This window comes from Streptomyces griseoloalbus, assembly GCA_014650015.1.
GTDB lineage: Bacteria > Actinomycetota > Actinomycetes > Streptomycetales > Streptomycetaceae > Streptomyces > Streptomyces griseoloalbus.
This window is the reverse complement of the sequence record BMUD01000002.1, coordinates 449,718-471,181: the sequence shown is the minus strand read 5'-3', so window position 1 is coordinate 471,181 and position 21,464 is coordinate 449,718. Positions and strand designations below refer to the sequence as shown.

Here is a 21,464-nt window from a genome sequence, read left to right as displayed (position 1 = left end):
GCCCGTCCGGGGCGTTATCGATCGCATCCGCGGGGCATCCTCCCTTGTGGACCGGGACCCCGGCGGCCGATCTTCGGTCCGCCCATCCGAGGAGGGACGCTTCAATGGGGGAAAAGGTCGTGGCAGGTCAGTTCGACCTGTCCGATCGCCAGCGCTACCGCGAGAAGCTCCGCAGGTGCCTGACGGGCTTGGAGCGACTCCTGGCGGAGAAGCGGTTCGACCGCCCCAAGAACCTCATGGGGCTGGAGATCGAATTGAATCTCGCGGGCGCCGACGGCATGCCGAAAATGTTGAATGCGCAAGTCCTCGAACGCATCGCCAGCAGGGACTTCCAAACAGAGCTCGCCATGTTCAATCTGGAAGTGAACATCGCCCCCCACCGCTTGGGAGGCCGGGTATTCGACCGGCTCGACGAGGAACTGCGCACCTCGCTCGCGTACGCCGACCGGAAAGCCGGTGAGGTGGACGCGGGGATCGTGATGATCGGCATCCTGCCGACGCTGGACCGGGACGATCTGGTCTCCTCGAATCTCTCGGACGTCGACCGCTACGCATTGCTCAACGACCAGATCGTGGCCGCGCGCGGGGAGGACTTCACCCTCGACATCGACGGCGTGGAGCGCCTCAGCTGCACCTCGAAGTCCATCGCCCCGGAGGCCGCCTGCACCTCGGTGCAACTGCACCTCCAGGTGACCCCGGAGCGCTTCGCCGGTGTGTGGAACGCGGCCCAGGCCGTCGCCGCCGCCCAGATCGCCGTGGGCGCCAACTCGCCCTTCCTGTTCGGCCGCGAACTGTGGCGCGAGTCCCGGCCGCCGCTGTTCCAGCAGTCCACCGACACCCGCCCGCCCGAGCTCCAGGCCCAGGGCGTGCGGCCCCGCACCTGGTTCGGGGAGCGCTGGGTGACCTCGGCGTTCGACCTGTTCGAGGAGAACCTGCGCTACTACCCTGCCCTGCTGCCCCTCTGTGACGACGAGGACCCGCTCGAGGTGCTGGACGGGGGCGGCACCCCCACCCTCGCCGAACTCGTCCTGCACAACGGCACCGTCTACCGCTGGAACCGACCCGTCTACGGCATCGCCGACGGCGTCCCCCACCTGCGCGTGGAGAACCGGGTCCTGCCCGCCGGCCCCACCATCACCGACGTCATCGCCAACGCTGCCTTCTACTACGGCGTGGTCCGCGCCCTCGCCGAGGACAGCCGGCCGGTGTGGTCCCGGCTGCCGTTCGAGGCCGCCGCCGCCAACTTCGACGCGGCCTGCAGGCACGGCATCGACGCCCGCCTCACCTGGCCCCGGCGCGGTCGCTACGGCGGCACGGGCGAGGTGGACGCGGTCACCCTCGTACGGGACGAACTGCTGCCGCTCGCCGAGGCCGGGCTGGACGCGTGGGGGATCGAACCCGCCGACCGCGACCTGTACCTCGGTGTGATCGAGGAGCGGTGCCGGCGCCGGGTGAACGGCGCGACCTGGCAGACCGCGACCTTCCACCGGGCCCTGGACCTGGGCCTCGGGCGGGAGGCCGCGCTGGCCGCCACCACCCGTCGGTACCGCGAGCTGATGCGGCAGGGCGATCCGGTGCACACCTGGCCGGTGGGGCTGCCGGAACCGGCGGTGCCGACGGGCTGACCCGCGTGGCGGACCCCCGGCCGGGCCCACGACAGCTGCCTTCATACTGATCGGACCGATCGGTGATGTGGAGGCAGGTGTGCAGGCGGAGGCGGGCCCGGGGGCCGATTCGTATGTCGAGCGCAGGCTCTCGCGGACGACGCTCCGCGACGAGACCCTGCTCGTGCTCGCGCTGTCGCTCGGCGCGAGCGGGGTGTCCGCGCTGATCAGCTTTCTCGGCTCGGTCACCGAACCGGGCGGCCTGAAGGACCAGGCGGCCACCCTCAACGCCTCGGCCGCGCCGGGCCGCCCCTGGCTGGACCTGGCCTGGCAGCTCTTCGGAATCACCACGGCGCTCGTCCCGGTCGCACTGGTCGCGCACGTCCTGCTGCGGGAGGGGGCGGGGCTGCGCACCCTCGGCTTCGACCGCACCCGCCCCTGGCCCGACCTCGGCCGCGGAGCGGCGGTCGCGGCGGTCATCGGCAGCAGCGGCATCGCCTTCTACCTGGCCGTGCGCGGACTCGGTTTCAACCTCACCGTGGTGCCGGAGGCGCTGCCCGAGGTGTGGTGGAAGTACCCCGTGCTGATCCTCTCGGCGATGCAGAACTCGATCCTCGAGGAGGTCATCGTCGTGGGTTATCTGCTGCGCCGGCTGGACCAGCTGGGCTGGACCCCGGGTGCCGCGCTCGCGGCCAGTTCGGTGCTGCGCGGGTCGTACCACCTCTACCAGGGCATCGGCGGTTTCATCGGGAACATGGTCATGGGCGTGGTGTTCGTCTTCCTCTACCGGCGCTGGGGCCGCGTCGGGCCGCTGGTGGTCGCGCACACGCTGCTCGACATCGGGGCGTTCGTGGGGTACGCGCTGCTGGCCGGCAAGGTGGACTGGCTGCCGACGGCGTGAGCCGGCCGGACCCGGCGAAGGGGCGTGCGGCACGGCCGTACGCCCCTTCGCCGTACCCGCTTCAGACCAGCAGGTCGCCCTCGATGACCGTCACGGCCCGGCCGCTCAGCAGGGTGCGCTCGCCGCGCAGCTCCGTGCGGACGCGGCCGGAGCGCGGTGAGGCCTGGAGGCCGGTGAGGACGGAGCGGCCGAGCCGCTCGGACCAGTACGGTGCCAGAGCGGTGTGCGCGCTGCCGGTGACGGGGTCCTCGTCGATGCCGACGTTCGGGAAGAAGCAGCGGGAGACGAAGTCGTAGCCCACAGCGGGGTTCTCGGCGCGGGCGGTGGCGATGATGCCGCGCTCGGAGTAGGCGGCCAGGGCCTTGAGGTCCGGCCGCAGTGCGTGGACCGTCCGCTCGTCGGCGACCTCGACGAGCAGGTCCCCGATGTTCGGGCCGGTGTCGAACGCCGTGAGCGGCGCGGCGCCCAGGGCCTCGGCGACGCCGGCGGGGACGTCGACCGCGGTGAGCGGGGCCGTGGGGAAGTCCAGCGTGACGGCGCCGTCCTCGCCGGGGGTGGCGATGAGGACGCCACTGCGGGTGGCGAACCGCACCGGGCCCTTGTGCGCGCCGGTGGTGTGCAGGACGTGCGCGGCGGCCAGCGTGGCATGGCCGCACATCGCGACCTCGACGGAGGGGGTGAACCAGCGCAGCGCCCAGTCGGCCTCCCCGCCGGCGGGAAGCGGGTGGGCGAAGGCCGTCTCGGCGTGATTGACCTCCAGGGCGATGTTCTGGAGCCGGCCGTCGTCCGGGAAGGCGTCCAGGAGCAGCACCCCGGCGGGGTTGCCGGCGAAGGGCCGGTCGGTGAAGGCGTCGACGATTCGAATCCGCATGGGGCGACCGTAAGGGCGGCGCGTGACCGCGGGCCAAGGCCAATGCGCGAGCACTGGACCGATCGGCGGGGCGCCGGGACCCGGGCGAGAGGTGTCACCGGAGTCGGCCGGGAGCCGGGCCACCGGTCCGTGGCAGGCGCCGCTCGGAGGTCGCACCGTGGGCCCTGGCGCGCCGGGGCGCGTGGTCCGGCCGCGGCCGCACGCCTCAGCCGGCCGAGTGCGCAACCGGCCCGGACGTGCCGTGTTCCGCCACCCGGGCCTGCGGGGGGCGGACATCGGCCAGGGTCGTCGCCAAGGTCTGCCAGATGTGGGCCGCCAGGTCGAAGTTCCTCGACTCCGTCGCCTGCTGGCCCAGTCGCTGCAGGGTGCCGATGCCCTCGTCGACGCGGCCGTCCAGGATGCTCAGCCGGCCGTCGAGGACCGACAGCCGTACCCGGTCGCGGTAGGACAGACGCAGGTCCTTCTCCGCCAGCAGGGCGCTGCTGAGTGTCCGGGCCACGCCCAACTGGCCCTTGTGAAAAGCCAGATGCGCCTGGAGCGCCCGCAGTTCCTGCACCTGCAGGGGCGTGCCGATCAGGTCGAGGACGGACGCGGCCTCGCTCAGCCAGCGGTCGGCCGCGGCCACCCGGGGAGGCGACATCTGGAGCGCGGCGGTGGTGGCGGCGGCCCGCAGCCGGGTCCACAGGACGAGGTCGTCTCGGCCCTGGACGAGGTCCAGAGCCGATTCCAGCCTGGCCTGGGCGGCGGCGTGGTCGCCCTGACGGTTGCTGACCATGGCGGCGGTCCACAGGGCCTCGGCCGCCTGAGCCGGCGCGACCGAGGGCAGCAAATCCCGCTCCAGTTCGTCGACGTGCCGCCCGGCCTCGTCCAGCCTGCCGAGTTCCGTCTCGATGCTGATCAGCACCAGCAGGGTGGCGAGCGTGTCGGCCACCGGGAGGTCGCCGGTGCGGGCGATCGACACGGCCTCCACCGCCGCGGGCTCCGCCGTCCGCATGTCGCCCAGTGCCCGCAGGCAGCGGGCGTACTGCGCATGCGACCTGGCCCGGAGGTCCGCCGCCTCCAACTGGTCGCTCAGCTCGATGAGTTCCAGCAGCCGTGCCCGCTCCCGCTGGTAGTCGCCGTTCCGGCCGGCGGCGCGGCTCAGCAGCCACAGGGCCTGCCAGCGGGCGGCGGGATCGTCCCCCGCGTCCTCGTCGACCGCGTGGCTGAGGGCCGCGGTGTCGTCCACGCCGGGCGGCGCCGAGGTCACGGCGGCCAGGACCTGGCTCAGGGAGCGGCCGTCCGAGCCCTGGGCCAGCGCCGACACGTCGATGCCGAGCCGCTCCGCGAGATAGGCCACCGCGCGTTCGGTGGGGCGCCGTTCACCGGACTCCAGGCGTGACAGGTATCCCGTCGACATGCCCTCGCCGACGAGGCTCGCCTGGCTCATGCCTCGCTCCAGCCGGAGCCTTCTCAGTCGCCGGCCGAAGAGCGGCTGCTCGAGCATCTCCCACCTCTGGTCCGCTGGTGCGTCCGTCGGGGCCTCCGTTCCCGGCCGGCCCGTAGACGGTCCGAGTTGGCAACACCTTAAGGAGTGCACCAAGGGGCGGCAAGTCCATATGACCTGACCAACTCCCCAGCTCAGCGGCCTGTTTGAGGCCAGGGGAGCCCCCCGACGGGCTGTGGTGAGCGCCGAAAGCGTCGCTCCGGCAAGGTAGTTGACACGTTACTCAGGTCACTTGGCAAAGCCTTGTCACGATGGTTGCCACACCTTAGTCTCTGGGGTGCCGTCCTGACGCGATTCCCCCCTTCTCGCTTCGTGGAGGTATTCGTGCTCCGTCACGCCCGTACGGGTTCCCCGCGGAGGCCGACCGTACGACTGGTCGCGATCGCCATCGAAGCGGCTCTCGCGAGCACAGCGGCGAGCCTCGAGTGCCAGGCGCTCGTGGTCCTCGCGTCCGACGCTTCGGACTCCGTCTCGCTTCGCCTGCCGAGCGGCGAGATCGAATGGCCATGACAACGTTATCCGTACCCGGTCGACCGGGCGCCGACCCGCTGCTCCGCCCCGACCGGTAAGCCGTCCGGCGCCAGCGGCATGCGCCGGACGGCGTCGAACGCTTGACCAGAGCCACCGACGAGGTGGCGCGCGCACGGGCACCGATGCGTCGCCGGCACACCGGCCCCGAAGCGTCGGTACGGCCGTGCGCACAGCAGTGCTTCCCACCCCCCACGCGCAGGAAGAGGGACGGTATGTCCGTGGTGTCCACGAGTGCGCCCGGCGCTTCGCCGCGCAACAGGAAGGGAGTCGTACACCCGGCTTCCGCTGCCGACCGGTACCTCACCGGGAGCCGTCCACCAGGCGGTGCCGCTCGACAGGGCGTCTGCACGGCCCACGCGTCCCCCGAAGACCTGGTCGTCACGGCCGCGGAACCCGAATTCGCCCGGCAATTCGGCCTGAGCGTCGCCGAGATATGCGGGCGAGGCCTTCTCGGCCTCCTCCGTTCACCGGATCCCGCCCGCCTGCGGGAGCGGTTCGCCGCTCTTTCCGAAGGCCGAAACAGTTGTGTCACGGAAAGGGTGACGGGCCGGGACGGCGCGGGCCGGGTCTTTTCCGCGGACCTGACCGGCACCGCCGTCACCGGTCCGTGGGGAGAAATCGTCGGCATAGTCATCCTTTTCCGTCCCACCGGGAATTCCCACCGGCCGGAACGGCACAGTGGGGCGGTGAACAACGACGGACCCGTGCTCAGCGCACTCGACGCACAGGTGCTCGAGGGAGTGGCGCGCGGCGAGTCCACGGTCCAGTTGGCCTCTCGTCTCTATCTGAGCCGTCAGGGAATCGAGTACCGCGTCGGGCAGATGCTGCGGAGGTTCGACGCGCCGAACCGGCCCGCGCTGGTGGCTCGCGCACACGCGCTCGGTGTGTTCGCCGCGGGCCAGTGGCCGCCCCGAGTCCTCCCGGAGCGCGTCACATAACCCCGAACGCGGCTCGGCGGCTTCCCCGGCGGCCGTGGCGGTGCCCACCGCCACGGCCGCCGCCGTACGCCCGGCCGTCGCACCGCCCGGGGAAGCGGGTGTCCGCCTCACGCGGCGGAGGGCTGCTGCCACGCCTCCTGGAAGCGACGGCGGGCGCGGAACAGCCGGGAGCGCACGGTACCCACGGGCAGGGACAGGAGCTCGGCCATCTCCTCCTCGTTGAGCCCGTACACGCGCAGGGTCAGGACCTGCCGGTGCGCGCGGGACAGCCGCTCCAGCACGTCGCTGATGTGCACCGCGTCCAGTGGGTTCGTCTCCTGCCCGGACTCCGGATGGGGGCAGGCACGCTCCTCGCCGTACCGCTTCGCCGCGCGGACGGCCTCGCGGACCGTCACCGAGCGCACCCAGCCGTAGAACGCCGCCGGTTCACGCAAGGTGCCCAGACCGCGGTAGATGGCGAGCAGCGCATCCTGCGTCGCGTCGGCGCCGTCGTCGTGGGTGATGGACCGGCAGATGCGTGCGACGTAGGGCGTGATGCCGGTCAGCAGGTGGTTCATCGCGTGCTCGTCGCCCGCCTGGGCTCGGGGGAGCAGCGTCAGGGGGGAGGGGAGTTCGCTGACGGTGGTCATGGGGGGTTGACTCCTCACAGCAGCCGGGCGTGTGCGTGAGCCGGGGCGGTCCGCGGGGGTGTGCCCGGTCGGGCGGGGCGCGTGAAGGCGAGGAGGCCGTCGAGGACGTCGTCGCGGAACGCCTGTATGAAGGACGGGCTGAAACAGGCCGTGTAGTGCGGGAACTCGATGGAGAGCCGGCCCTCGAAGGAGACCACGCACGCCATGACGGGACTGCGCCCCGCCTGCGGGAAGTACTGCTCCCGCGCGGGCACCAGGCGGACGTCGACCGCCTGCAGCCCGCTCGGCAGCCGGGGGCCGGGCACGACGCCCATGTTGGTGGCGATCACCGTGGCCAGTTGCAGCGCGGGGTTGCGGGGGATCTCCGGGGTGATGCGCATCTCGTGGAACTGGTCGCCGCGGGCGATGAAGTCACTCAGGCGGGCGTGGACGGCACGTGCCAGGTCCAGCGGATCCGACGACCCGGACACCTCCAGGGTCTGCAGGTGGGTGGTGACCGCGGGCACCATGACGGAAGCGGGCAGCGGAGGGGACAGCCGTGATCGCAGGTCGACGGGGGACAGACAGCCGAGTGTCCGGGGACCGTCACCGTCCAGACGCCGCCTGGCCGCCGCCAGCAGTGCCGCGCCGATCAGGGAGTGCACGGAGACGCCCGACTGCCGCGCCGTCCGGCGCAGACGGGTGGTGCGCTCGGTGTCCAGGGTGAGCCGGCACACCTCGATGTGCCCGTCGGCGGAACCGTCCGCGCCCTGACCCGCGACGCCGGTGGGGGACGGACGCCGCACGTCGTACGGCACGAGCTCGACGGGGTGCCGTCGCATCTCCTCGAGACGGCTGTCCAGGTATGCGGCCGTGTCGCCCTCGTCGGCGGCAGGCAGCAGACCGCTCACGGGCCGCGGCCACTGCGGCGCCTCGGGAACGGCGGCATCCGCGGCCGTGGCCCGCTCCCCGCCGACCAGCGCCCGGTAGTGGTCCCACAGCGCGTTGTGCAGGGCGATGCTGCTGTGGCCGTCGATGACGGTGTGGTCCACCAGGAGCACGAACAGATGACGTCCGCCGTCCGGCGAGCTGACCAGGACGGCGCGGGTCAGCGGCCCCCCGACCGGCAGGGGCGTGTTCAGCTCGGCGGCGTAGGCCTCGTCCTCGTCGCCGGTGCGGGTGACCAGCCGGGGCCGCTCGTCCTCGCCGAGGAGGCGCAGCGCGTACCCGGGACCGTCCGGCACGATGCACGACCGCAGCGTCGGGTTCTGTCCGGTCACCGCGTCGAACGCGGCCGACAGCGCCTCCACGTCGACGCGCCCGCGCAGGGTGCAGGAGAGGACGGCCCTGCTTCTCTGGCCCACGTAGAGCGTCTCAACCGGACACAGCGCACGGTGCATGCGTCAGCCCTCTTTCGGTCGTCCATTTCGTCGTCCCACGGCCCGGCACCGGTTTTCCGTCGCCGGGCGTTCCGGGGAGTCGGGGGTCCTTCCGAGAGTGCACCGCGCGGCACTGCCGGATCCACCCGGGAGCGCGCCGCGAAGGTGATTCGCGTGATTTCCCTAAAGGTTGCTGCGCGTCCCGCACTCCCTCCGGCCGCAATCTCCAGGGGAAAACCTGAATTGACGGCCACGGGCCCCATCCGGCCTTGACCCTTCCGGCCCCGGTACCTCACCGTGATGTGCCGTAGAACCGGCGGTGGGGCGACGCGAATCCCCACGCCCTCGGCGTGCGACCTCCTTTTCCCCCTGGTCCGGCCCGGCGCGTACGACGACGCGAGGGCGGCACGGGCCGAGGTCCGCACCCGTCCGATCCGGCCGGGCCTTCGCCGGCCGGGACACCACGGCTGCCACGTGAGGGTTGCGCTATGCCACTCCAGGACGACGAACGTCGACCGCTGTCCGGGGCCCAGGAAGGGCTCTGGTACGCCCAACGGCTCGCGCCGGACAGCGCCGCGTACAACACCGCAGAGGCGGTCGAGATCCACGGCCCCCTCGACACCGGCCGCTTCGAGGCCGCGCTGCGGCGCACCGTCGCCGAGGCCGACACCTTCGCCCTGCGCTTCGTCGACACCGACGACGGCCCCCGATGCCACGTCGCGCCGGACCCGGACGACTGGACCCTGCACCGGGTCGACGTCCGTGACGCGCAGGACCCCGGGGCGGCCGCGTGGGCGTGGATCCGCGCGGACCTCTCGACCCCCGTGGACACCGAGAAGGGCCCGCTGTTCTCGCACGCGCTGCTGACGCTGGCCGCCGACCGCCACATCTGGCTGCTGAGGGCCCATCACATCCTGCTCGACGGCTACAGCTACAAGCTCCTCGGGCGCCGCCTCGCCGAGACGTACAACGCGCTCGCCGAGGGAGGCGAGCCGGACCCCGCCGTCTTCGCCCCGGTGAGCCGGCTCCAGGAGGAGGAAGCGGCCTACCGCGACTCCGAGCGGTACGCCCGCGACCGCGCCCACTGGACCGACCGCCTGGCCGGGCTGCCCGAGCCCGCCCGGCTCACCTCCCGCACCGCCGCCCCCACCGCCCCCTTCCTGCGCCGCACCGCCGAGCTGGAAACCGCCGGGACCGACGCCCTGAACACGGCGGCGGCCCGCCTCGGCGTCTCCCGCACCGACCTGCTGACCGCCGCCACCGCCGCCTACCTGCACCGGATGACGGGCGCCGAGGACCTGGTGCTCGGCCTGGCCACGATGAGCCGGCTGGGCAGCGCCGCGCTGCGCACCCCCGGCACCGCCTCCGACGTCCTCCCGCTGCGCGTGGCCGCCGCCCCGGACACCTCCGTCGCGGAGCTGGCGCGCGCCGTCGCGGACGAGCTGCGGGCCCTACGCCGGCACCAGCAGTACCGGGGCGAGTTCCTGCGCCGCGACCTGGGACTGCTGGGCACCGGACGCCGGCTGTACGGGCCGGTGCTGAACATCGTCCCGTTCGACGAGTCACCGGCCTTCGACGGGCACCCCACCACCTGGCACCACCTGTCCGGCGGAGCCGTCGACGACCTCCAGATATCGGTACGGCCCGGGACCCGGCCCGGCACCCTGTGGCTGGCCTTCGACGCCAACCCCGCCCTGTACGAGGAGGACGAACTCGCCCTGCACCGCGAGCGGTTCCTCACCCTGCTGCACCGGCTGACCGAGGCCGCGCCGACGACACCGCTGCGGGACCTGGACCTGCTGCTGCCGGGCGAGCACCCCCGCGACACGCCCGCCCGCACCCACCGGGTCGAGCACACCCTCACCGAACTGTTCGAACGGCAGGCCGCCGCCGCACCCGGGCGGACCGCCGTCACCTGCGGCGACGAACATCTCACCTACGCCGAGCTCAACGCCGACGCCAACCGCCTGGCCCGGCTGCTGACGGAACACGGCGCGGGACCGGGCCGAGTGGTGGCGCTGGCCCTGGAACGCGGCGTGCGGCTGCTGCCCGCGCTGCTGGCCGTGCTCAAGACGGGCGCCGCCTACCTCCCCCTCGACCCCGGCCACCCGGCGGAGCGGCTGCGGCTGGTCGTCGAGGACGCGGCACCCGTCGCGCTCGTCACCGAGCACGCCCACGCCGGCCCGGCCGCCGGGACCGCGTGCCCCGTCGTCGTGCTGGACGACCCGGAGACGGCCGCCGGCCTCGCCCGCCGGTCCGCCGCCGACCTCACCGCCGCCGACCGGCACGGCCCCACGAGCCCGGCCGACACCGCCTACATCATCCACACCTCCGGTTCCACCGGCCGTCCCAAGGGCGTGCCGGTCCCGCACGCTAACGTCGTCCGCCTCTTCTCCGCCGCCGCGGAGCACTTCGACTTCGGCGCCGACGACGTCTGGACGCTGTTCCACTCCTACGCCTTCGACTTCTCGGTCTGGGAGATCTGGGGCGCCCTGCTGCACGGCGGCCGGGTCGTCGTCGTCCCGTACGCCGTCAGCCGCTCGCCCCGGGACTTCCTGGAACTGCTGCACCGCGAGGGCGTCACCGTCCTCAACCAGACGCCCTCCGCCTTCGAGCAGTTGATCGACGCCGACCTCGAACGGGACGGCGGGACCGGGGCGTTGCGCTACGTGGTGTTCGGCGGCGAGGCCCTGCGCCCGGAGCGCCTGCGCCCCTGGGCGGACCGGCACGGCCTGGACCGCCCGGTGCTGGTGAACATGTACGGCATCACCGAGACCACCGTGCACGTCACCCACCACCGCCTCACCCGCGCCGACCTGGAGGACACGCGCCGCGCCGCCGTCATAGGCCGCCCGCTCGCCGATCTGCGCGTGCACCTGCTGGACGCGGACGGGCGTCCCGTGCCGCCCGGCGCGACCGGCGAGATGTACGTCTCCGGCGCGGGCGTGGCCGCCGGATACCTGGGCCGGCCCGAGCTGACCGCCGAGCGCTTCCTGGACGACCCCTACGGCCCGCCCGGCACCCGCATGTACCGCTCGGGCGACCTGGCGCGACGCCGTGCGGACGGCACACTCGACTACCTCGGCCGGGCCGACGCACAGGTACAGATCCGAGGCTTCCGCGTCGAGCCCGGCGAGATCGAGGCCGTCCTCGCCGCCCACCCGCGCGTCGCCCGGGCCGCCGTCGTGGTCCGCCGCGCCGGCAACGGCGCCCAGCAGCTCGTCGCCTACACCGTCCCCGCCGACGGGGAACCGGTGAGCCCCGCCGACCTGCGCGCCCACGCCGCGACCCGCCTGCCCGACCACATGGTCCCGGCCGCCTGCGTCCCCGTCGACACCCTGCCGCTGACCCCCAACGGCAAACTGGACGCCGCGGCCCTGCCCGCCCCGGACTTCACCGCCGCCGCGTCCGGCGCCCGCCCCACGACACCGCAACAGGCGTTGGTGTGCGCGCTGTTCGAGGACGTGCTGCGGCTGCCGCGCGACACCGTCGGCACCGACGCGAACTTCTTCGACCTCGGTGGCGACTCCCTGCTCGCCACCCGCCTGCTGGCCCGCCTGCGGCACGAGACCGGCGCCGAGATCCCCATCACCGCCCTGTTCGAGGCGCCGACGCCGGTCGCCCTCGCCCAGCGGTTCACCGCGCGGTCCGGCAGCGCCCTCCCGCGCCCCGCCCTGGGCGACGCCGTACGCCCGGAGCGCCCGCCGCTGTCCTTCGCCCAGGAACGCATGTGGTTCCTCAACCGGCTCGACGACGGAGCGGCCACCTACAACATCCCGCTCCTCGTCCCGGTGGACGCCGAACTCGACGCCGGGGCGCTGCGCGCGGCCCTCGGTGACCTTGCCGACCGCCACGAGACCCTGCGGACGGTGTTCGCCGAGCACGACGGCGCGCCGTACCAGCGCGTCCTGCCGCCCGGCCGGCTCCGTCCGCAGCTGCGCCACATCGACTGCCCCGCCGCGGAGACCGCCGCCCATGTCACCGCCGCGCTGCGACACCGCTTCGACCTCACCGCGGAAAGCCCCCTGGCCGCCTGGCTGCTGGGCTCCGGCACCGACCGCACCCTGCTGCTCGTGCTGCACCACAGCGCGGCCGACGGCTGGTCGCTGCGCCCCTTCGCCGACGACCTGAGCACTGCCTACGCGGCCCGCCGCGCCGGCCGGGCGCCCGAGTGGGCCCCGCTCCCGGTGCAGTACGCCGACTACGCCCTGTGGCAGCGCGACCTGCTGGCACCCGAACCGGACGGACCGGGCCGGCTGGAGCGGCTGACCGACCACTGGCGCACGGCGCTCACCGCCCTGCCCGAGGAGTGCACCCTGCCCGGCGACCGGCCGCGTCCCGCCGCGCCGCGCGGCGGCGGCGCGCACGTCGAAACCGACATCGACGCCGGCCTCCACCGGGACCTGCTGGGCCTCGCCGAGCGCGCCGGCGCCAGCCTCTTCATGGTGCTGCACGCCGCGGTCAGCGCCCTGCTCACCCGCAGTGGCGCCGGCGAGGACATCGTCCTCGGCACCCCGGTCGCGGGCCGCACCGAACCGGCCCTGGACGGGCTGATCGGCCTGATCACCAACACCCTGGTCCTGCGCGCCGACACCTCCAAGGATCCCGTCTTCCGGGACCTCCTCGCCCGGCTGCGCACGGCCGACCTGGCCGCCCTGGACCACCAGGACCTGCCCTTCGACCGGCTGGTGGACGAACTCAACCCGCCCCGCAGGCCCGGCCGGCACCCACTGTTCCAGGTCATGCTGGCCCTGCAGAACAACGAACCCGCCGAACTCCGGCTGGACGGCCGGCGGACGCGACTGCGGCCGACCGCCACCGGTACCGCCAAGTTCGACCTCTTCGTCGACGTCCTGGAACGGCGCACCCCCGAGGGGGCGCCCGACGGCCTCACGGTCCACGTCGAGTACGCCGTGGACCTGTACGACGCGGGCACCGCCGAGGCGTTCGCCCGCGCCCTGCACGACGTCCTGCGCACGGTGTGCGCCGATCCCGGCGTCCGCGTCGGGGCGCTGCCGGCGGTCCCGCGGCGGACCCCCGCACCGCCCGCGCCCGGCGGCGCGGAACTGGAGGGCACGGCGCTGTCGGTGCCCGGCATCCGCGACGCCCGCGTCCTCCCGGGCGCCGACGGCGGTCCGCCGCGCCTGCACGTGGTGCCGGGACGCGCGGACGCCGTGGAGCGAGTCGAGGAGGTCCTGGACCGCGCGGGTCACGGCACGGTCCGCGTCACGGCGGTCAACACGCTGCCCCGCGACGGTGACGGCGCCGTCGACACCGAGGCGCTGCGCGCCCTGCCCGCCGTCGACCGCACCGCGGCCGAGGCCTGGCGGGACCGCCTGGCCCGTGTCCCCGGCGTCACCACCGCCGAGGTGTCGGTGGAGAACACCCCCGAGGAACTCGACCGCCGCCACGCCGGACTGCCCGACCGCACCGAACCGGCCGCCGGGACCGCTGACGTCGCACCCGCGTCCACCGTCCCGGCGCTCAGCGAGGGCCCCGCCCTCACCGAACCGTCCGTGCCCGGCTGGGCCCAGGCACTGCGGCGCGCCGCGCAGTGGGACCGGGGGGACATCGTCCACGTCCACCCCGACGGCAGCGAGCACCGGCGCAGTTACGCGTCCCTCGTTCCGGAGGCCTCGCGGGTGCTGGCCGGACTGCGGCGGGCCGGACTGCGCCCCGGCGACCAGGTCATCCTGCAGTGCGACGCCACCGAGGACTTCCTCGCCGTGCTCTGGGGGTGCATCCTCGGCGGCTTCGTCGCCGTGCCGCTGACCGTCCCCGCCTCCTACGACACGCCCTCGGCGGCGCTGACCAAGCTGGAGGGCATCTGGCGGATGCTCGGCCGCCCCTGGATCGTGTGCTCGGCCGGCCGCGAGGCCGGCCTGCGCGCTCTCGCCGCCCGGCAGGACTGGCCCGGCCTGCGGCTGACCACGGCCGACGCGCTGCGGGAGGCGCCCGAGGACCACGACTGGCACCCCGCCCGGCCCGACGACCTCCTCCTGATGCTGATGACGTCCGGCAGCACGGGCCTGCCCAAGGCGGTGCGGCTCACCCACCGCAACGTGCTGACCCGCTCCGCCGCCACCGAGCAGATGAACGGCCTCGGCCCGGCGGACGTCTCCCTGAACTGGATCCCGCTCGACCACGTCACCGGCGTGGTGATGTTCCATCTGCGGGACGTGTACCTGGGCTGCCGTCAGATCCACGCGCCCACCTCCTGGATCCTCCAGGACCCACCGCGCTGGATGGACCTCGCCGACCGGCACCGGGTGACCGTCACCTGGGCGCCCAACTTCGCCTTCGGGCTGCTCGCCGAACAGGTCCACCGCTTCGCGGACCGCACCTGGGACCTGTCGCCGATGCGGCTGGTGATGAACGCCGGTGAGGTCGTCGTCGCCGCGGCGGCCCGCGGGTTCCTGCACGCGCTGGAGCCGTTCGGCCTGCCGCAGGACGTGATGCACCCCGGCTGGGGCATGTCCGAGACCTGCTCGGTGGTCACCGACGCCGTGCTGCCGGGTCAACCCGACGGCGCGGAGTCGACGTTCGTCAGCTGCGGCCGTCCCTACCCCGGGTTCGCCATGCGGATCGTCGACGACGCCGGCACGGTGCTCGCCGAGGGCGCCGCCGGCCGGCTCCAGGTCCGCGGCACCTCCGTGACCGGCGGCTACCACGACAACCCGGGGGCCAACGCCGAGGCGTTCACCGGGGACGGCTGGTTCGACACCGGCGACCTGGCGTTCCTGCGCGACGGCGAGCTGTACATCACCGGCCGCGCCAAGGACGTCATCATCGTCAACGGCGTCAACCACTACAGCCACGAGATCGAGGCCTGCGTCGAGGAACTGCCGCACGTGGTCCGCAGTTTCACCGCAGCGGTCGCGGTGCGCTCCGACCCGTCGGCGCCCACCGACGAACTGGCTCTCTTCTTCCATCTCGCCCCCGAAGCCGCGGCGGGGGACACGGCCGCCGCCCTGCGGGAGATCGCCGGCAAGGTGACCCGGGAGATCGGCGTCAGCCCCGCCTTCCTGATCCCGGTGGAGACGGACGCCGTCCCGAAGACCGAGATCGGCAAGATCCAGCGCACCCGGCTGCGCAAGAGCTTCGAGGCGGGTGCCTTCGACGACGAGGTCCGCCGGGCCCAACTGCTGATGGGCACCGCGGCCACGCTGCCCGACTGGTTCCTGCGGCCGGTGTGGCAGCGCGCCCGGGCACACCGCCCCGCCGCGGTCCCGCCCGGCCGGCACACCCTCCTCCTGGCGGGCGGCGACCCGCGCGTCCACCGGCTCGCCGAGCGGGTCGCCGACGCGCTGCGGTCCGGCGGCGGACTGTGCACCGTGGTCACCGACGGGACGGAGTACACCCGGCTCGACGCCGCCCACTACCGGGTCCGGCCGTTCGAGGAGGCCGATCACACCGTGCTGCTGCGGCAGTCGGAGGCCGACCTGCGGCCGGTCGACGCCGTCCTCCACCTCGACGGGCTGAGCACCACCGGCGCGCCGGGGACGGCACCGGCCGACGACACCGGCACCGGGCGCCTGCTCGCGCTCGCCCGGGCCCTCGCGGCCCGACCCGGCCGGCAGCGCCCCGTCCACCTGCTGCACGTCACGGCGGGCGCCCAGGCCGTCCACCCCGGCGACCGGCCCGCCCCCGCGCACGCCATGGCCGGCGCCCTGCTCAAGTCGCTGGGCGAGGAGCTCGGCGGGCTGCGCGGCACGCACCTCGACCTGGCGGCGGACGCCGACGAGGAACCGCTGCCCGTCCTGCTCGCCGAGTCGGCGATGGCACCGTCGGACGCGGAGGTGGCCCACCGCGGCGGACACCGCTACGTGCGCCGCCTGGCACCGCTGCCGGACCCGCCGCCCCGCGAACAGCCGCCCGCGCACGACGGGTTCACGCTGATCAGCGGAGGACTGGGCGGTGTCGGCAGCGAGGTCGCGGCCCATCTGCTGCGCACGCCCGGCACCCGGCTGCTGATCCTGGGACGCACCCCGCTGCCCGAGGGGGAGGGCCCGGCACCCGAGGCGGACCGCCGTCGGACCCTTCGGCGGCTGCGCGAGCTGGGCGAGGTCCGCTACGCCTGCGCCGACGTCACCGACGAACACCAGGTACGGGCCGCGGTGGACGCAGCCGCCGAGGCGTGGGGCGTCCCCCTGGCGGCGGTGCTGCACCTGGCCGGAACCCTCGTCGAACGCCCCGTCGGCGACCTGGACCCCGCCACCTGGCGCCGGGCCCTGGCGGCCAAGGTGGACGGAGCGTGGACTCTGCACCGGCTGACGGAGGACCACCCGGTCGGCTCCTTCGTCACCTTCTCCTCGGTGAACGGCTGGTTCGGCGGCTCCATGAACGCGTCCTACGCCGCCGCCAACGCCTACCTGGACGCCCTCGCGCTGTACCGCCGCAGCCTGGGCCTGCCCGCACAGAGCCTGGCCTGGAGCATGTGGCGCGAGCACGGCATGAGCCGCGGCTACGGTCTCACCGCGCTCACCGAGGCCCGCGGTTACCGACTGCTCGACGCGACCGCCGCGCTGCGCTCCTTCGACCTGGCCCGCGCCCTGGACGAGCCGCACCTGCTGATCGGCGCCGACCGCAGCGCCCCCTGGGTCCGCAGCCACGTCGTGGCCCCCGTCCGCCAGGTGCGTCGCCTGGTGGCACGCGTCGGCCTGGAGGACGGCACCGACCTGGGCGCCCTCCACCGCGCGGCGGCCGACGCCGCCCGCGCGGCGGGCCTGGCGGACGCGTGGGTGCTGCGCTCGGCCGGGACCTCCGAACGCCGGGAGCAGGCGGACCCGGGGGAGGACCTGCGGCGGCTGGAGAGCCGCCTCGCCGAAGTGTGGTGCGGCGTACTGGGACGTGACCGGGTGGGCCGGGACGAGAACTTCTTCGACCTGGGCGGCAACTCGCTGCTGCTCGTCACCGCCCAGAGCGCCGTCAACAGCGCCTTCGGGGCCGACCTGTCGGTCGTCGACCTGTTCGCCCACCCCACCGTGCGGGACCTGGCCCGCAGGCTGTCGGCCCTGAACGGCCCCGGCACCACGACCGGCGCGGAGCAGTCACCGGGGCCGGAACCGGCCGGGACGTCGCCGGCCGCGTCCACCGGACAGCGGTCCGCCGACCCCGCGCCACAGCGGTCTGCCGCCGATCCCGCACAGCGGTCCGCCGCCTCCGCGTCGAGCGGCCTGGACCGCGCCAAGGAACAAGCACAGCGGCAACGCGCGGCCCGCGCCCGCCGCGCCGCACGGCACGAGAGGGGCCGAGGCCATGCATGACACCACCGAGCCGCAGGACGAGCAGGTACCCGCCGTCGCCGTGATCGGCATGGCGGGCCGCTTCCCGGGCGCCGACGACCTGGACGCCTTCTGGGACAACCTGGCGGCCGGCCGGGAGTCGGTGCGGCCCGTCACCGACGAGGAGTTCCTCGCCGCGGGCGGGGACCCGCGCGACCTCGACGACCCCTCGCTGGTCCGCGTGGCATCGGTCGTCGAGGGCATGGACCGCTTCGACGCGGGCTTCTTCGGCTACAGCCCCGCCGAGGCCGCCGTCGTCGACCCGCAGCAACGGCTGCTGCTGGAGACGGCCTACCACGCCCTGGAGGACGCCGGCTGCCTGGGCGGTGAGCGTACGACCGAGGCGTTCGGCGTGTACGCGGGCAGCGGCGACAGCCGCTACTACCCCGCCCACGTGTACCCGCGGTTCGCCGGGCAGCCCGGCTCGGTCGCGCTGGTGCACGCGGCCACCGCCAACTCCCTCGGCACCCTCGCCACCCGCGTCTCCTACGAACTGGGCCTCACCGGCCCCAGCGTGTCCCTGCAGACGGCCTGCTCCACCGCGCTCGTCGCCGTGCACACCGCCTGCCAGGACCTGCTGGACCACCGGTGCGACACCGCGCTCGCCGCCGCCGTCTCCCTCAACCCCTCGGCGTCGCTGGGCTACCGGCACGTGCCCGACGGGCCCTTCTCGCCCGACGGCCACTGCCGCGCCTTCGCGGCGGACGCCGCGGGCACCACCTCCGGTGACGGTGTCGGGGCCGTGGTGCTGAAGCGGCTGGAGGACGCCCTCGCGGACGGCGACCGCATCCGCGCCGTCATCCGCGGCAGCGCCGTCAACAACGACGGCCGGCGCAAGGTCGGCTTCAGCGCGCCCAGCGCCGCGGGCCAGACGGAGGTCGTCCTGGCCGCGCAGGCCCAGGCGGAGGTCGACGCCGGCACCATCGGCCTGATCGAGGCGCACGGCACCGCCACCAAACTCGGCGACCCCATCGAGGTGTCCGCCCTCACCGACGCGTTCCGGCAGAGCACCGATCGGCGCGGCTTCTGCGCCCTCGGCTCGGTGAAGACCAACATCGGCCACCTGGGAGCGGCCGCCGGCATCGCCGGACTCATCAAGGCCGTGCTGGCCCTGGAGCACCGGCAGATCCCGCCGAGCCTGCACTTCGACCGGCCCAACCCGCTCATCGACTTCGGCTCCGGCCCGTTCCGGGTGCCCACCGCGCTGGAGGACTGGCCCGAGGGCGACCATCCCCGCAGGGCCGCCGTCAGCGCCTTCGGCATCGGGGGCACCAACGCCCACGTCATCCTGGAGGAGGCACCGCCCACCACCCCCGCCGCACCCCGTCCGGCGCAGGAGAGCCGACGTCTGGTGCTGCCGCTCTCCGCGCGCACGGCCGGCGCGCTGCCCGGCCAGGCCGAAGCGCTCGCCCGTCACCTCGAGCGACGGCCCGAGCTGCGCCTGGACGACGTCGCGCACTCCCTGCGCGCGGACCGGCCCGCGCTGCGCCACCGCCTCACCGTGACGGCCGCGTCCCGCGAGGAGGCCGTGGACGCCCTGCGCGCCGCCGCCCCCGGTACACCGCCCACCGGCGACGAACCCGCCCGTGTGGCGTTCCTGCTGCCGGGCGGCGGCACCCAGTACGCCGGCATGGGAGCGGAGCTCTACCGCGACCACCCGGTCTACCGGGACACCGTCGACGAGTGCGCCCGCGTCCTGCGGCCCGCGCTCGGCGCCGACCTGCGCACCGCCCTCTTCGAGCAGCAACGGCCGGACGACACCGCCGCGTTCCTCGGACTGGTGGTGACCGAGTACGCCCTGGCCCGCACGCTCATGGAGGCGGGCGTACGTCCGGACGCGTTCATCGGCCACTCGCTCGGCGAGTACACGGCGGCCTGCCTGGCCGGCGTCATCGACCTGGAGGACATGCTGCCGCTGGTCACCGAGCGCATCCGGCTGATCAGCTCCGCCGGCGGGGCCACCGTCGGCGTGGCCGCCCCCGCCGAGGACGTGACGCCGCTGCTCGGCGGCGAGTTGTCCCTGGCCGCCGTCAACGGGCCCACCGCGTGCACCGTCGCCGGGCACCTCGACGCGATCACCCGTCTGGAGGCCGAACTCACCCGCAGGGGCGTGCCGTTCCGCCGCCTGCGCATCCCCGTCGCCGCCCACTCCCACGTCCTGGACCCGGTCCTGGAGACCTTCGAGCGCCACCTGCGCACGGTGACGCTGCGCCCGCCGCGTATCCCGTACGTCACCAACGTCACCGGCACCTGGGTCACCGACGCGCAGGCCACCTCCGTACGGCACTGGATCGACCACACCAGGAACACCGTGCGGTTCGCCGACGGCATCGCCGCCCTGTGGGACCGCCTGCACCCCGTGCTCGTGGAGATCGGCCCCGGGGACACGCTCACCAAGCTGGCCACCGGCCGGCTCGCCGGCGAAACACCGGTGACGGTGACCACGATGCGGCACGCCAAGGCCGAGGCGTCCGACGGTTTCGTCCTCGCGGAGGCCCTGGGCCGGCTGTGGAGCGCCGGGGTGGACGCCGCCCTCCCGCCGGTGCCGGGCGCTCCCCGCCGGGCCCCCCTGCCCCCGTACGCCTTCGAGCGGCACCGCCACTGGATCGACGCCCCCGGCGCCCGCACGGACCCCGCCGCACCGGACACCCCGGCCGCGGAGGAACGGGGCCCGGTGCTCGCCCCGCGGCCCCGGCTGACGAACGAGTGCGTGGCGCCGCGTACCGAGCGCGAACACGCGGTGGCCCGGCTGTGGGAGGAGACCCTCGGCATCGGCGGCATCGGCGTGCACGACAACTTCTTCGACCTCGGCGGCGACTCGATGCGCGCCGTACTGCTGGCCGGCCGGCTGCGCCAGGCCGGAGTTCTCGACCTGCCGGCCGCGCAACTGATGGCCGCGCCCACGGTGGCCGGAGTCCTCGCGGCGGCCGAGGAGGAGACCCGGGGAACGCCGGGCGCCGCCCCCACCGCGCTGGGGCCGCTGCTGCCGCTGCGCGCCGAGGGCACCGCGACCCCCCTGTTCTGCCTCCACCCCGGTGCGGGCGTGTCCTGGCGGTACACGGGCCTGCTGCCCCACCTGGGCGGTGACCAGCCCGTCTACGGCATCCAGGCCGTCGGCCTCGACGGCACCCGGCCGCCCGCGCCGGACGCCGAAGCCATGGTCACCACATACCTCGACCTCGTGCGGGAGGTGCAGCCGCACGGCCCGTACCGGCTGCTGGGCTGGTCGTACGGCGGGTTCGTGGCCCACGCCATGGCCTGCGCGCTCCAGGAGCGCGGCGAGCGGGTGGAACTCCTCGCCATGCTCGACGCCCCCCAGCCGCACGGCACCGGCCACGACCCCGAAGCGGCCGAACGCCAGGTGGCGGCCCTGCTGTCGCGCGTCGCCGGCCTGCCGCCCGAGCCCGGGTCCGCGGTGCCGGACGTGGACTTCGTCCTCGACCGCATCGGCGCCCGCGTCGCCGCGGACCCGGCCGGCTCGCCGGTCACCCGCGAGGAGGCGGCCGCCATCGCCACCGTCATGCGCAACAACCTGCGCCTCGCACCGCAGTTCGCTCCCGGCGTCTTCCGCGGTGACGTGCTGTTCTTCAGCGCGTCCCAGGAGCAGCCCACGGACTTCCCGGATGACCTGGCGGTACTGCAGGGCAAGTCCGATGCCTGGCGGCCGCACGTCGACGGCACCCTGCACGATCACCAAGTGCCCTGCGGCCACTACGAGATGACCGAACCCGAGCCGATCGCCCGCATCGGCGCGGTGGTCGCCAAGGCCCTGCGCGGACTCACCGGCTGATCCACCCCAGCACCCGCCCCGTTCCCTGTCCCCGGCCCACACCGATGACGCCCCGACCGTTCAGGAGACGCC

General features: G+C 74.2%; 9 protein-coding genes and 1 pseudogene. 6 read left to right on the top strand and 4 right to left on the bottom strand.

Annotated elements, in window-relative coordinates; all coding sequences use genetic code 11:
- Positions 1-104: 104 nt before the first annotated feature.
- Together IE178_RS05150 and IE178_RS05145 are read left to right on the top strand one after the other, a co-directional pair.
- Positions 105-1,625, top strand: coding sequence for a glutamate-cysteine ligase family protein (locus tag IE178_RS05150; protein ID WP_193511443.1), 1,521 nt, complete (start codon positions 105-107; stop codon positions 1,623-1,625).
- Between the two features lie 79 nt (positions 1,626-1,704).
- Positions 1,705-2,505: a CPBP family intramembrane glutamic endopeptidase gene (locus IE178_RS05145; protein WP_193511442.1), complete on the top strand. Its 801-nt coding sequence runs from the start codon at positions 1,705-1,707 to the stop codon at positions 2,503-2,505.
- Positions 2,506-2,566: 61 nt separating this feature from the next.
- Here the strand turns inward: IE178_RS05145 and IE178_RS05140 are convergent, their stop codons facing one another.
- Complete coding sequence (locus tag IE178_RS05140; protein ID WP_193511441.1) at positions 2,567-3,376, bottom strand: PhzF family phenazine biosynthesis protein; 810 nt, start codon at positions 3,374-3,376, stop codon at positions 2,567-2,569.
- A gap of 205 nt (positions 3,377-3,581) precedes the next feature.
- On the bottom strand, positions 3,582-4,805 hold the full coding sequence (locus IE178_RS05135) for a helix-turn-helix domain-containing protein (protein WP_438874347.1): 1,224 nt from the start codon (positions 4,803-4,805) through the stop codon (positions 3,582-3,584).
- Positions 4,806-5,515: 710 nt separating this feature from the next.
- Here IE178_RS05135 and IE178_RS35720 point away from each other — a divergent pair.
- Both IE178_RS35720 and IE178_RS35715 read left to right on the top strand, forming a co-directional pair.
- Positions 5,516-6,043 (top strand): annotated as a pseudogene (locus IE178_RS35720) (PAS domain-containing protein); the annotation flags it as partial.
- Positions 6,044-6,079: 36 nt separating this feature from the next.
- Positions 6,080-6,331, top strand: coding sequence for a LuxR C-terminal-related transcriptional regulator (locus IE178_RS35715; RefSeq protein WP_318279856.1), 252 nt, complete (start codon positions 6,080-6,082; stop codon positions 6,329-6,331).
- A gap of 107 nt (positions 6,332-6,438) precedes the next feature.
- Here IE178_RS35715 and IE178_RS05125 read toward each other — a convergent pair whose 3' ends face one another.
- Positions 6,439-6,960 carry an RNA polymerase sigma factor gene (locus IE178_RS05125; protein WP_184762322.1) on the bottom strand — a complete coding sequence of 174 codons (522 nt, stop codon included), beginning with the start codon at positions 6,958-6,960 and terminating at the stop codon, positions 6,439-6,441.
- 14 nt (positions 6,961-6,974) lie between these two features.
- On the bottom strand, positions 6,975-8,303 hold the full coding sequence (locus tag IE178_RS05120) for a phthiocerol/phthiodiolone dimycocerosyl transferase family protein (protein WP_438874346.1): 1,329 nt from the start codon (positions 8,301-8,303) through the stop codon (positions 6,975-6,977).
- Positions 8,304-8,806: 503 nt separating this feature from the next.
- On the opposite strand from IE178_RS05120, the gene IE178_RS05115 reads away from it, so the two are divergent.
- Together IE178_RS05115 and IE178_RS05110 are read left to right on the top strand one after the other, a co-directional pair.
- Positions 8,807-17,584 carry a non-ribosomal peptide synthetase gene (locus tag IE178_RS05115; RefSeq protein WP_193511437.1) on the top strand — a complete coding sequence of 2,926 codons (8,778 nt, stop codon included), beginning with the start codon at positions 8,807-8,809 and terminating at the stop codon, positions 17,582-17,584.
- On the top strand, positions 17,577-21,392 hold the full coding sequence (locus tag IE178_RS05110; protein WP_193511436.1) for a type I polyketide synthase: 3,816 nt from the start codon (positions 17,577-17,579) through the stop codon (positions 21,390-21,392). The genes IE178_RS05115 and IE178_RS05110 overlap by 8 nt, the downstream gene beginning before the upstream one ends.
- Positions 21,393-21,464 lie beyond the last annotated feature (72 nt).

Bases quoted from the DNA above. Each gene is read 5' to 3' on its own strand.
- IE178_RS05150 (WP_193511443.1), top strand. From the start codon at position 105: ATGGGGGAAAAGGTCGTGGCAGGTCAGTTCGACCTGTCCGATCGCCAG.
- IE178_RS05140 (WP_193511441.1), bottom strand. From the start codon at position 3,376: ATGCGGATTCGAATCGTCGACGCCTTCACCGACCGGCCCTTCGCCGGC.
- IE178_RS05135 (WP_438874347.1), bottom strand. From the start codon at position 4,805: ATGAGCCAGGCGAGCCTCGTCGGCGAGGGCATGTCGACGGGATACCTG.
- IE178_RS05125 (WP_184762322.1), bottom strand. From the start codon at position 6,960: ATGACCACCGTCAGCGAACTCCCCTCCCCCCTGACGCTGCTCCCCCGA.
- IE178_RS05115 (WP_193511437.1), top strand. From the start codon at position 8,807: ATGCCACTCCAGGACGACGAACGTCGACCGCTGTCCGGGGCCCAGGAA.
- IE178_RS05110 (WP_193511436.1), top strand. From the start codon at position 17,577: ATGCATGACACCACCGAGCCGCAGGACGAGCAGGTACCCGCCGTCGCC.